This is a genomic window from uncultured Lactobacillus sp. (genome assembly GCF_947367125.1).
Lineage (GTDB): Bacteria > Bacillota > Bacilli > Lactobacillales > Lactobacillaceae > Lactobacillus.
Window position 1 is genome coordinate 40817 of sequence record NZ_CANBCQ010000010.1, and the last position, 13217, is coordinate 54033.

Genomic DNA, 13217 nt, shown 5'->3' on the forward strand with positions numbered 1-13217 from the left:
TTTGATCGGTTAATAAAATTAATTATTCACCTTTGATTACTTGAACACGTGGGTTCTTAGGACCTTGTTTCTTAGAAATTACGCCTTCTTCAGTTAATTTTTCAATTTGATCAGCATCATAACCAAGTGAAGTCAAGATTTCCTTGTTGTTTTCACCAAGGTCTGGAGCACGCTTGTAGTCAGGCTTGTAGTTTGCAAGTGAGAATGGTAAACCGATGGTCTTGAACTTACCACGGTTACCACCTTGGTCAATGGTTACAATAGTACCATCCTTGTTCAAGTCTGGGTCATTTTCAATTTCGTGCCAGTCAAGAACAGGACCTACAGGAACACCAGCAGCACCTAAAGTCTTGGTTAATTCATACTTGTCGTATTGTTTGGTGTAGCTTTCGATTAATGGATAAATTTCTTCCTTGTGTAATTGACGGTTTTGCCAGCCATCAAAGCGAGGATCAGTAATCCATTCTGGGTGGCCCATAGTGTTGGCAATTGCTGCCCAGCTCTTGTCACTGTTTTGAATAACGATGTAAACATAAGCATTAGGATCGGTTTCCCAGCCTTTAGCCTTGTAAGTCCAACCGATAACTTGACCACCTTCAGTGTTCTCAGCACGAGGAATAGCCTTGCCCCATTTCCAGTTAGGGTAAACAGCGTAGTGAGGAAGAGCACCCAAGTTGTCTAACATAATTTGATCACGCAACTTGATCCGGCAAAGGTTCAAAACAGCGTCTTGCATTGATTGGTAAACAAAAGTACCTTCACCAGTGTGTTCACGTTGAAGAAGGGCAGCTAAAATACCAATAGCAAGGTGCATCCCTGAGTTTGAGTCACCCAAAGCAGCTGCTGATTGAGTAGGAACATTGTTTTCACCATGGTTCCAACCAGTAGCAGAAGCAGCACCACCAGCAGATTGAGCAACTGGTTCAAAGGCCTTAACGTCTTCAAAACGTGAACCTTCGTTGAAGCCCTTTAATGATGCGTAAATCAATCTTGGGTTCAAAGCGTGAAGCTTTTCCCAGCCAAAACCGTTACGATCAGCTGAACCTGGTGCAATGTTTTCAACAAAGACATCAGCCTTCTTAGCCAAGTCGTACATAATCTTCTTACCTTCATCAGTCTTGATGTTCAAAGTCAAAGACTTCTTGTTGGCGTTCAATTGCAGGTAGTAAAGGCTCCATGAGTCTTGAATATCAAGCAATTCATTTCTAGTAGGGTCACCAGTGTTAGTACGTTCAATCTTAATAACTTCAGCACCGAGCCATGCTAAAAGTTGAGTACATGATGGACCTGATTGGACTTGAGTCCAGTCAACAACTTTAATACCTTTTAAAGGTGCGTAATTATTTTCTTCAGCCATGATTAATTGTCCTTATCTTTAAGTTGATCTAAGTCTAATTCTGGGTTTAAGTTACCAATGTGACCAGATTCCTTACCCATTGATTCAGGAATTTGAGCATCAATAATTGAAGGGTTGCCTGATTCATAAGCTTTTTCAAGGGCGTCCTTCATTTCAGCGTAGTTATTTACACGGTAGCTGTCACCGCCAAAGGCCTTAGCGATTTCAGCATAGTGAGCGTTGTGGCTTAAAACAGTAGGTCCTAATTGGTCCTTAACTGGGTTACGGTCACCATTGTAGATACCACCGTTGTTAACGATGACAACAGTAACAGGTAAGTGGTAACGGCAGATAGTTTCCATTTCCATACCGTCAAAACCAAAGGCTGAATCACCATGAAGTGAGATGACTTTCTTACCAGTTTCAACAGCTGCGGCAATAGCATAACCTAAGCCAACACCCATTACGCCCCAAGTACCGGTGTCAAGACGGTGACGAGGTTTTTGCATGCCAATTAAGTTACGACCAATGTCCAAGGTGTTGGCACCTTCACTTACAATGTAAGTATCTGGGTGCTTTTGCATTAAGTCATTGATTGGTTCAATTGCACTGTAGAAGCCTAAAGTTGGCTTAGCTTCTGAAGCAGCGATTCTCTTAGCAAATTTTTCATTGTTAGCTTCACAAGCGTTCTTAATTGAATCAAGCCAGTCTTGAGGAGCCTTAACGTTAGCTTTTTCAAGGGCTGCGTTTAATTTTTGCAAAACAGAGGTAATGTCACCTTGTAATGGGGCATCGATCTTTCTGTTTGAGTCAAATTCAGTAGCATCAATATCAACTTGAACAAACTTAGCGTCTTCGCTAAACAATGGAGCTTCACCGTTTGAAAGCATCCAGTTAAGACGAGCACCGATTAATAAGACTACATCGGCTTGGCCTAAAGTGAATGAACGAGCTGAAGCAGCTGATGATGGTGAATCATCTGGAACAACACCTTTAGCCATTGACATTGGCAAGAACGGAATACCAGTCTTAGTAACTAGTTCTCTAACTTCTGCTTCACTTCTAGCATAAGCTGAACCTTTACCAAGGATAATAGCAGGGTGCTTAGCATTCTTTAATAATTCAACAGCACGGTCAATTGCGTCATCTGATGGCAATTGCTTTGGAGCTGGATCAACTACTTCATAAATATGAGCGTCTGACTTTTGGGCAACTGTGTCAGCAACTGTTGCAGCAGGGAGGTCAAGGTAAACACCACCAGGACGACCGCTCATTGCAGTTCTAACGGCACGAGCAACTGCTAATCCCATGTCTTCAGCACGGTCAACACGGTAAGCTGCCTTACATAAAGGCTTAGCAACATTGTATTGATCAAGTCCTTCATAGTCTCCACGGTCGAGGTCGATGATATGACGATCTGATGAACCTGAGATCATAATCATTGGGAAGCAGTTCTTAGTAGCTTCTGCTAAAGCAGTTAAACCATTTAAGAAACCAGGAGCAGAAACAGTTAATGCTACACCAGGCTTACCAGTAAGAAAGCCAGCAGCAGCGGCAGCATTGACAGCAGCATCTTCTCTTCTAAATCCATAAAACTTCATACCCTTTAATTCAGCTAAACGGGCAAAGTCAGTAACTGGGATGCCGACAACACCATACATGTTGTTTAAACCGTTTGCTTGTAAAGCATCGATTAAAAGTGCAGCACCAGTAAGTGATACATCTTGTGTCACGAAAAAAACCTTCTTTCAAAAAATCCCCAAATGCTTATGTTTATGCATTTCATGATTAAGATACACCACTTCACTTGTGTATACAAGCATATTATACTAACTTGTACTAATAAAATGTGTTATTTTTAGGACACGTATATAAATAAAAACAAACACTATTTTGAGTATTCAGTGCAAAATAAAAAGCAGGTTTCAAATATTAAAGAAACTTGCTTTTATCGTTATTTAAAAATTATCCATTTCTTCGATTGCTTTTTCCCAGGCAGAATTTGCTTCATCCAATTGCTTTTGAACTTCAGAAAGTTGCTCTTGTAATGGTCCTAATTTATCAAAGTTAGAAGCGATCTCAGGGTTAGCCATTTCGGTTTGGATTTGTTGTTCTTGTTCTTCTAATTGTTCAATTTGTTTTTCGGCATTATCAATTGCACGCTGCAATTTTCTCTTTTGCGAATCACGTTGTTTTTGCTCTTGATAAGAAAGTTTTTGTTGGCTAACTTGCTTGACGGGTTCAACATTTTCAGAGGAAGTGTTATTTTCAGTTATGGTAGCTTGCTTGGCTTTTTCATCAAGGTAATATGAGTAATTACCTTCGTAAATCTTAGCTTTGCCATCGCGAACAGAAACAATCTTATTAGCTAATTGGTTAATGAAGTAACGGTCGTGGGAAACAAAGAGCAGAGTACCATCGAAATCTTTTAAGGCTCTTTCAAGTACCTCCTTAGCCTCGATATCTAAGTGGTTAGTCGGTTCATCCATTAATAAGAAATTATCGTGTTCAAGTGATAAAACAGTTAATGTTAATCTTGCCTTTTGACCACCAGATAATTGTCCGACAGTTTTATCAATATCCTTGGCCGTGAATAGGAAACTAGCCAAAATGGAACGAACATCACGCTCAGGCATCGTCTTATGACGGTCCCAAACAGTATCTAAGACGGTTTTAGATGGGTCTAGTCCTTGTAATTCTTGGTCATAATAGCCGATCTCAAGGGAAGCGCCATATTTGATTGAACCGCTCTTAGGGGGCAACTGTTTCATAATGGTTTTGAGTAAAGTTGACTTACCAATCCCATTAGGTCCGATGATTGCGACGCGGTCACCCTTGTTAATCTGGAAAGAAATATCTTTAACCATGGTTTTATCAGAGTAGCCAATTGTTAAATCATTGAAGATTAATACTTCCTTGCCTGATGGATGATCGCTTGAAAAATGAATTCTTACCTTATTTTTATGTTTAGGCGGGGTAATCCGATCAATTTTTTCAAGTTTTTTACGACGACTTTGCGCACGTTTAGTGGTCGTAGCCCGAACCAGGTTTTTCTGGATGAATTCCTCATCCTTTTTAATTTCAACTTGTTGCTTTTCATAGGCTGCTTCTTGGTCTTTGTCCCGTTGTTCACGCTGCATAACGTAGGCGGAATAGTTGCCTTTAAAAGCGGTTAATTTACCAAATTCTAGTTCAAAGATTTGGGTTGCTAAATGATCTAAAAAGTATTGATCATGGGAAACTACGATGATTGCGCCACTGTAATTCTTTAAAAATCCTTCTAACCAATCCAAGGTATCTAAGTCTAAGTAGTTAGTCGGTTCGTCCAATAACAGCAGGGCAGGTTTACGTAAAAGCAATTTGACAAAAGCTAGTCGTGTTTTTTCACCACCAGATAAACTACCAATCTTTTTTTGCCAAGTATTTTCAGGAAACTTAAAGCCATTTAAGACGCTCTTAATATCAGATTGATAAGTATAACCGCCTTTTTGCTCAAAGTTGAATTGCTTTTGATCATATTGCTTTAATAGCTCTTGATCTTCAGGATGATCTGCAATTTTTTCTTGTAATTGGACTAAGCTTTTTCCTTCCTTTATTAAAGGAGCGAAAACAGTCTCCATTTCATCCCAAATAGTCTTATCTTCATCTAATGCATTTTCCTGAGCGATATAACCAACATCAATGCCTTTGTTGACGGTAAATTCACCGTGAGTTGGTTCTTGCTCACCAGTCATTATCTTCAACAGAGTGGTTTTACCCACCCCGTTAGGACCAACTAATCCGATTCGTGCATTTGAATCGATTGAAAAAGTAACATTCTTAAATAATGTGTTAGCCCCAAATTGTTGTTCTAAATTGTGTCCTTGTGCAATAATCATAATTTTTCACCTAAGCCATATTTTACCATATCAGGCAAGTTGTTTGTTTTTAAGTTGAATATGTGAAAAAATAGTTATTTGTGAAAAAGGCACTTGCATAAGTACTATAATAGCAGGTATGATAGAAGTGCTTGATTGCACATTCACAAACATTTAAACGCTTGGAGGTTCCTATTATGGAAAAAATTAAAATTCCAAAGGCAACGGCAAAAAGATTACCATTATACTATCGCTATTTGATTATTTTGAATGAAGAAGGCAAGGATAAAGTTTCTTCAACTGAATTATCAGAAGCAGTTCAAGTAGATAGTGCTTCAATTAGAAGAGATTTTTCCTACTTTGGTGCACTAGGTAAGCGTGGCTATGGTTATGACGTTAAGAATTTACTTACTTTCTTTAAAAAGATCTTGAATCAGGATACATTAACTAATGTAGCTTTGATTGGGGTAGGTAACTTAGGTCGAGCTTTGCTTAACTACAACTTTAAACGCAGCAATAATATTCGAATTTCCTGTGCTTTTGATATTAATAAGGAAATTACTGGTCGCATTTTAAGTGGTGTCCCTGTTTATGATATGAGTGACTTGAAGCAACAATTGAGTGACCAACAGATTTCAATTGCGATTTTAACTGTGCCTTCAACAGCCGCTCAAAAGACAACCGATGAAATGGTTGATGCTGGCGTTAAGGGAATTATGAACTTTACGCCAATTAGATTGTCTGCGCCTGCCGATGTACGAGTGCAGAACGTTGATTTGGCTACAGAATTACAAACATTGATTTACTTTTTGAATTCTGAAAAACAAAATAATGAAAATTAACAAAGGTATAAATTATCTTTGAAATCATTCATTTATGGTTGGACCGTATTTGAATGATTTTTTTATAACGAAAATATGAGGTGAATTTACAATGAAAATAGGGTCCGCTTTAAAAAAAGAGAGATTACGCATGGGATTGACCCAAGACGAAATGATTCAAGGAATTATTAAAAAAAGTCATTATTCAAAAGTCGAGCGAAATTTAGAAGGAATTTCCGCTGATAGTTTATTTGAAATTCTGTTTGCTCATAATATTGATATTGATAATTTTCTAGATCAAATAAAGGATGAATATAGGTCAGTTGAAGATAAAAAAGCAATAAAGCTAAATCAAGAGGTTATGGGGGCTTTTAATGAATCTGATACTGATAAAATACAAGAAAAATTACATGATATTTTGCAATTAAAGGGTCAAACCATTTTTAAATATAGAGCTATTATTTCTGTAGCTATTTTTAGTGGACAACTAAGTTTGTTGTGTTCTGATTTTAAAAAGCAAATCGTTTTGCAGTTTTCAAAGTACGATAATTGGTTTGAAAATGTAGATGCTTTACGTCTACTTGCTAATTGTATGCCCATCTTTAAGATAGAGCAATTGGATAACATCGTTAAACAGTTACTTAGGCATTATTCTAAAAACAGAAACTATTCAGAAAGAATGATCGAACGGATTGCTATTATTTGTAATAATTATTTATATTATTGCTTTTATTCTAAGGTCAAGGGTAAGAATATTAGTGCTTGTCTAAAGTTTTTAAGCAATTTAGCTTGTAGTTATCATTTTCTTTTTTATCATATTGTGGAAGAGTTTTATTTTCACTTATTTAGGGATGAAAAGAATGAAGCCAAAATAATAAAAAAGCAGTTGATCTCTTATGGATATAAGAATTTAGTAAGTTCATGGAAAATATAGTTTAGTAATACGAAACATTTGTGATAAATTTAATTGCTCAAGCGATAATTAAATTATCGTAAAAAAAGAGAGATGATAAATTTGATTTGGGAATTACCTGTTATCGTAAATTAATTTTTTATAAAAAAAGAAGGTGAAAAAAGTGAGACTTGAAGAAGTTGAATTTGGTCCATACGATAAGCCAAATACTTGTAATTGTACTACAGCTTGCTAGACTGTGATTTACAAAAGGCTGATAAAATATGTTAAATGTCTTAATTTAATGACATTGAGATATATTATCAGTCTTTTTTTACTTATAATGGAGAAAATAATGAAGAAATTAAAGGCTAATCTGGGATTTTTAGGAAATAAGAAAGATAGAATTTATGTTAATGCCCCAGGTATTGACAGTGATCTTTTAACTATCCGGGTAGATAATTATAAAAAAGCTTTTAAATATTTAACGGATATATCTGTTAATGACAAAAATCAGATGACAGATTTGATTTCAAAATCATATAATCAATTTTTGGCACAACAAGATTTACTTTATTTAGACTATGATATTCAAAAGGAAAAGAACATTAGAGCATTAAATTTCTTTAATAATATTTCACCGCTACCTGATAGATATTCTATACAAGATAAATTTGAAAATTATACTATTGCAATTATAGGATTAGGGACACTTGGTACTTCATTGCTACAGTACTTTATTCAATTAGGAATAAAAAACTTTGTATTAATAGATGGTGATAAAGTTGAAAAAAAGAATATTAGTCATCAAAGGCTTTATTCACTAGTAGATATTGGCAAAGCTAAGGTTAATGTTTTAAAAGAAAAGCTTCCCGCCATTTGTGAAAACATCAACGTAGTAACTTGTGATAAATATTTAGACAAGGATAATTTATTTTCAAAAATAATTGACAAGAAATTGAATGCTGTATTTTGTGCTTTTGATAATGCTAATTCAGATATTTTAAGAGATATTTTTGATTACTGCCATGAAAAAAATATTGTTCCATATATTGCAGGATATAAACGAGAAAGTGTTACAGCACAATTACTTTCGATTAGGTCTATTAAAAATCTTATTACTGAGAGTGATCAATATGATGTGATAAAAGAAAATTCCGGTGTAGGGTATTTAGGAGATATGGCTGCCATTTTATTAATAAGATTGTGGCTACAAAGTATAGTTCCTTCTGCTGATTATGGTTGGGATTATTTAGAGTATAATTTGTTTTCTAATAAGCAGAGTTTAATAGATAATAATGTACTGAATTATTATAAAATAGAAAGAAATACTACTTCTAAATTCTTTGATAAATATATTTTAAGTCCTTATATTGGTGAATTATATAGTGACTATTTGAGAACATCACAAAATCAGTATAAATTTGAGATAAGTACATTGTTAAGAAAATTTAAAAAGAAAAATAGCTTTGTAGAAAATACTGAAGAAAGACAATATGAAAAAATGTTGGCCCACCTTACTATTTCATACCAAGATACGATGTATTCTATACAAGAATTTTATTATAAGATATTAGCAGAGAATCAGGTGCCTTTTAAAAAGTATAAAGAGTTTTATCAAAAGTTATATAAGGTAAAAAGTAATGCACTAAATGTTTTAAAAGAAAAGCAGAAAAGAATTGCAATAAAATACAGAAAGTCTATTTCTAACTCTATTGAAAAAATCATTGATCCAATTGTAATCAATTTAAACGAATTGTATTTTGAAAACAATCAGGTAGATTTTATTAAGTATAATCTAAATTATAAGTATAATTATAAAATGTCATTAAATGATCAAATAGAAAAAATTTGCCGTCTTGATAATTTTTTACCAGGTTACGAAATGACACAACATATTAAATATTTGTTTGATCATAATTTTATTGATATTTCAAGAAATAATAAAAATTCTTTTACTATATTAAATCAAAGGCAATTTGATATGAATACAGTTATTTCTTTTAAAAATGATATTTCAGGGCTTCTTAATATGGCACATGAAATTGGCTTAAATTATTTTTCTTCCTTTGTATCAGATAAAAAAATAGTCGATAATCTTTCGTCTTATACAAAGGAACTTTTTTCTTTTATAAATGAGATACTCATTTTATATAGTAGTAAAAATTGGAAAAAAAAGATTAGTTATAGAGATTCATTAGAATATTTATATAGACAGATTTCTAATCCATATTCGATTGATTTATATGAAGAAGGTATTTTTGCAAGCAAAAATACCTTAGATTGGCCTAATATAATTTCTACTAGACGAAACATCACACATAGGTTAAATCCTAATATTAAGTTTACTAATTTTGATGTAACTAACCTAAATATTGTTACAAATTTTGGAATTCTTTTTTCGGAGAGAAAATTGTATCTCTATCCAGAAATGTACTTAATAGCTTTCTTTTTAGTTCAAAAGTTTCTAGAAAAGCCATTATTATATGAAAAGTTTATAAATTATTTGAGTCAATCGAATGATTTAGAATATAGTACGATATTAAGTAAGGTATATGGAGAAACGGTGCAAGGGGCAATTAAAAAGGGTGGAAAAGCATTACTCTCTTTTTTAAGGAACTATGGTGTAGATAATGGCAATTAAAATAGCTAAACCAATAACCACATTGATGTTTATTTTTCTTGCAATAATTCGGTCATGTCAAACGCTTTTCATTGCTTGGGTAGTAAAATTACTAATTAATTTTGCTATAAGTAAAAGTAGTGGTTTACTAAATATCGTTCTTTTAAGCACATTTGGATTATTCTTCTTTCTACTATTCGATCTCTTGTATGAAAAAGTATATTCCAAGTTGATATTGGAAATAAACATGAAGATAAAATCTAGAGCAGCATTATGTTTAATTTTCAATCCAGTTGTTGCAAAAGAGGTTGATACTTCATTTTTAACAAATGATCTTAAGCAAATTGAGATAAATAAAATTGCTGCAGAATTGGAAATTATTACGAATATTATTCAGTTAACTTTAGCATTAATTTTTGCATTATACAATTCTATTTTGCTAACTATTATATTTCTTTTTGCGTCTTTCATTCCAGGAATTTCACAGCATTTATTTGGTATCTCAATTGAAAAAAGTTCAAGAAGATGGGAACAAAAAAACAGTAATTACACAGAAATTGTGAAAGAAACACAAAATATTTCTGAAACGGCTCGGTTATATAATTCACGACAGAATATTTGGAAGAGGTTTAGAGCTTCAGCTCTTCAAATGGAAAAATCATTATTTAGGTTGAACTGTCTGCGTGGTTTTTCAAATGAAACAGTAGAATTACTGGCTTATGCTTTTAGTATGCTGATTCCTACTGCAGTTGGCGTGTTTTTAGTAAAAGAAAATAGTGTTACCTTAGGAACATTAATGATGATTAGTACCTTATCTAATAGTTTTGTAAATCCAACAATTTCAATTTTCTATTCGTTAAATAATATTAAGGCAACCAAGCCAATGTGGAATAAATTTACCAAATTAAATGTTGTAATAAATGAAAATAATAACTTACCATTCGGTGATTTTGCGGAGCTATCATTACAAAATATATTTGTTGAGCTAGGGAACCATACAATTATTGATAATCTAAGTTTGAATATTAGACAAGGCGAAAAAGTTCTATTAATGGCCCCCTCAGGTTGGGGTAAAACTACTTTATTAGAAACTTTATTAGGTTTAATTCCCATTAAAGAGGGTAAATATTTATTAAATGGAAATGATATTAAAAAAAAGAAAAGTAAAATTTATTTGTATTTTAGTTATATTAATCAACAGCCTAAATTATTAAATGATACAATTCTGTATAATATAACTCTAGGAAATAAAATTTCAGAGCAACTATTAAAAAAGGCAATTAATGTTTCAGGACTCAATATACTTATTCAAAAAAAGGGATTAGATTACGTTATAGGGCAAGATGGAGATAAGTTATCTGGAGGTCAGAAACAAAGAATTGAAATTGCTAGAGCGGTATACTTTGATAGATCAATTATTATTGCAGATGAAGCAACTTCATCACTGGATGATAAGCTTTCTCAAGAAATTCATAACGCATTGATTAGTGTTAAAGATAAAACTATTATTGAGGTTGCACATAAGATATCTGATAATGAGAAGAACCAGTTCGATAAAGTAGTGAAACTGGATAAGCTTAATTAATTACTTCTATCGTGCAACGAGAGAAATAAAAAAATAATGAAAATTAAGATTCAAGGCTACCCTAATGATGAAAGTAGGGTAGCTTTTTTACCACTTAGACATCAAAAATGACCACTTAGTTTAAAGCGCTAGTTTTTTTATACGATTCCTAGTTTAATGTAAATAAGTTGAAAGGAGGGATGAGCTTGAAAGTCAAATTAAACATTGATCCTAGCCAAAAAGAAGCAGAATTAATTATTAATGCTCCGAATTTGACGCCAGAAGTAAAGCAGCTGTATCAACTGTTGCAAGAAAGGCAGTCAAACCTAGAGCAGATTGAGGCTGAAAAGGAAAATGTATCTTATTATTTGAATTTAAGTGACATCCTTTTCTTTGAGACTGATAGCAAGGTCGTGATGGCTCATACTAAAAGAAATGCCTATCAGGTGAAATATAAACTGTATGAACTAGAAGACTTATTGGGTGGCAACTTTATGCGTGTGGCTAAGTCAACTATTTTAAATTTAGATAAGGTATATTCAGTAACGCGCTCAATTTCAAACTGTCAAATTAAATTTGAAGAATCATATAAGACGGTATATGTATCAAGACATTATTATCGTGATTTGCGGAATCGTTTAGAAGAAAGAAGGAATTTGGGATGAAGAAGGGACTCTACCGCGCTTTTTGGGGCATCTTTTTTATTGCTTGTGCATTGTTTGTAGTATTAAACCAGATGGGCATTTGGACATATCGTTTAGGCTTCTGGGCTGCAATTGGTAGCGTGATTTTTACAATTAGTTTACTAGATGGTTTGATTAATCGGCGTATCACTGAAAGCGTCTTTTCGATAGCTTTTATCTTGATGATTTTCGCTCAACCTCTTCATATTACTAAGTTAGTACCGTGGACTATCTTATTGGCTGCAGTTTTAATTTCAATTGGATTGGGGATTATTTTTCACAATCGATTTCATACGGTGGTATATGCAAATAAAAAGATTAAGAACTTTAGGGACAAAAGAGAAGCTATTACAGATCATATCTTTACTGACACAGTAACTAAAGAACAAGGTGCACATGTAGTAGTTGATCAAACAATGTCAGATACTTCGCGTTATATTCACTCAAAGGAACTTGAGACAATTGATGTTAACGCTAAGATGAGCGATGTTAATTTATATCTAGATGACGCACAAGCTGCAGGCAATAATGTTACCCTAAATTTAAATTTAACTATGACAGATTTAACGTTATATCTACCACTATCATGGGAAGTTGAGAGTAATATGACTTCGGGTTTTATGGCCGGTGACTTAGAAATTGGTGGCACCTCAAATGGTGGCGGGCCAACTTTGATTATTCAAGGTCATTCTAGTATGAGTGATATTAAAATTGAATATGTATAAAAAAGTGTCTGGGAAAAAACTAGCTCCTAGACCATAATAATAGGACGATCAAAATTCTTAAGTGAGTTTTGATCGTCCTTTTTTCTTTTAAAACTAAATAAAAATGGTCTTTTGACCATCTTCTGTTCCAATATTTGCTTATATTCATCATCATGAAGGCTATTCCGATATCGGTTTCAACTTTCTTTTTGCCTCTTAGATGTGTTCTGCGCATGCCAAATACGTTCTTCAAATGTCCAAAAACTGGCTCCACATCATATTTTCTCATACCGTAGATGTGTTTGCCTTCTTCGCTTTGAAGAACTTCTTTTGCTTTTTCTTTTAAATATTGCCAGTTTGGGTTATAGCGTACTTGACGCTGGCGTCCGCTAGCCGTCTTGGCTAATTGTTCCAGTTCTGGCGTAAGCTGAAACTCGTCTGCTTCATAGACCTTAAAATCGCGCACCTGACCTGTCGAGCGATCCTTGCGCTGGCTATAATATTTGAAGTTGAATCTAACGCCAAGATGGTCAATGTAATAATCGTCTTTTTCATTGTAGTACCAGTTGCTCAGCTTGGACGGATCGTTTTTGTACTTTCTACTTTGTTCCTTTTCATACATGGTGTAGGGAATAAAATACTTCTGGTCTGGATATTTTTCTTCCAGCATTGAGTAATTATATTCGCTGCCATAGCCAGCATCAGCTACGATCTTATCGAATTTATCCAACACGGTC

General features: G+C 33.9%; 10 protein-coding genes. 6 read left to right on the plus strand and 4 right to left on the minus strand.

Translation table 11 applies throughout. The annotated features are described in order from the left end of the window. Positions 1–22: 22 nt before the first annotated feature. The 3 genes from frc to Q0Y84_RS04280 form a co-directional block, all read right to left on the minus strand. Positions 23–1357, minus strand: coding sequence for a formyl-CoA transferase (gene frc, locus Q0Y84_RS04270; RefSeq protein WP_297951282.1), 1335 nt, complete (start codon positions 1355–1357; stop codon positions 23–25). A gap of 2 nt (positions 1358–1359) precedes the next feature. Beyond that, positions 1360–3069, minus strand: a complete 1710-nt coding sequence (oxc, locus tag Q0Y84_RS04275) for an oxalyl-CoA decarboxylase (RefSeq protein WP_297951284.1) — start codon at positions 3067–3069, stop codon at positions 1360–1362. 225 nt (positions 3070–3294) lie between these two features. Then, on the minus strand, positions 3295–5214 hold the full coding sequence (locus Q0Y84_RS04280) for an ABC-F family ATP-binding cassette domain-containing protein (protein ID WP_297951285.1): 1920 nt from the start codon (positions 5212–5214) through the stop codon (positions 3295–3297). A 176-nt stretch (positions 5215–5390) separates the two neighbouring features. On the opposite strand from Q0Y84_RS04280, the gene Q0Y84_RS04285 reads away from it, so the two are divergent. The 6 genes from Q0Y84_RS04285 to Q0Y84_RS04310 all read left to right on the plus strand — a co-directional run bounded on the left by Q0Y84_RS04285 (position 5391) and on the right by Q0Y84_RS04310 (position 12501). After that, a complete protein-coding gene (locus Q0Y84_RS04285) occupies positions 5391–6035 on the plus strand; it encodes a redox-sensing transcriptional repressor Rex (RefSeq protein WP_144856821.1) in 645 nt (214 codons plus the stop codon). A 91-nt stretch (positions 6036–6126) separates the two neighbouring features. Beyond that, complete coding sequence (locus Q0Y84_RS04290) at positions 6127–6948, plus strand: helix-turn-helix transcriptional regulator (protein WP_297951288.1); 822 nt, start codon at positions 6127–6129, stop codon at positions 6946–6948. Between the two features lie 313 nt (positions 6949–7261). Then, complete coding sequence (locus Q0Y84_RS04295; protein WP_297951290.1) at positions 7262–9550, plus strand: ThiF family adenylyltransferase; 2289 nt, start codon at positions 7262–7264, stop codon at positions 9548–9550. Further along, entirely contained in the window at positions 9540–11114 is a 1575-nt protein-coding gene (locus Q0Y84_RS04300) for an ABC transporter ATP-binding protein (protein ID WP_297951291.1), read from the plus strand. Before Q0Y84_RS04295 ends, Q0Y84_RS04300 begins: the two co-directional genes overlap by 11 nt. A 185-nt stretch (positions 11115–11299) precedes the next feature. Then, a complete protein-coding gene (locus tag Q0Y84_RS04305) occupies positions 11300–11758 on the plus strand; it encodes a LytTR family DNA-binding domain-containing protein (protein ID WP_297951292.1) in 459 nt (152 codons plus the stop codon). After that, positions 11755–12501, plus strand: coding sequence for a hypothetical protein (locus tag Q0Y84_RS04310; RefSeq protein WP_297951293.1), 747 nt, complete (start codon positions 11755–11757; stop codon positions 12499–12501). The genes Q0Y84_RS04305 and Q0Y84_RS04310 overlap by 4 nt, the downstream gene beginning before the upstream one ends. Positions 12502–12520: 19 nt before the next feature. On the opposite strand, the gene Q0Y84_RS04315 is transcribed toward Q0Y84_RS04310, so the two are convergent. Beyond that, positions 12521–13217, minus strand: a 697-nt coding sequence (locus Q0Y84_RS04315; RefSeq protein ID WP_297951294.1) for a transposase, incomplete at its 5' end; no start/stop codon positions are given.

Bases quoted from the DNA above. Each gene is read 5' to 3' on its own strand.
- Q0Y84_RS04295 (WP_297951290.1), top strand. From the start codon at position 7,262: ATGAAGAAATTAAAGGCTAATCTGGGATTTTTAGGAAATAAGAAAGAT.
- Q0Y84_RS04280 (WP_297951285.1), bottom strand. From the start codon at position 5,214: ATGATTATTGCACAAGGACACAATTTAGAACAACAATTTGGGGCTAAC.
- Q0Y84_RS04290 (WP_297951288.1), top strand. From the start codon at position 6,127: ATGAAAATAGGGTCCGCTTTAAAAAAAGAGAGATTACGCATGGGATTG.
- Q0Y84_RS04285 (WP_144856821.1), top strand. From the start codon at position 5,391: ATGGAAAAAATTAAAATTCCAAAGGCAACGGCAAAAAGATTACCATTA.
- Q0Y84_RS04310 (WP_297951293.1), top strand. From the start codon at position 11,755: ATGAAGAAGGGACTCTACCGCGCTTTTTGGGGCATCTTTTTTATTGCT.
- Q0Y84_RS04300 (WP_297951291.1), top strand. From the start codon at position 9,540: ATGGCAATTAAAATAGCTAAACCAATAACCACATTGATGTTTATTTTT.
- frc (WP_297951282.1), bottom strand. From the start codon at position 1,357: ATGGCTGAAGAAAATAATTACGCACCTTTAAAAGGTATTAAAGTTGTT.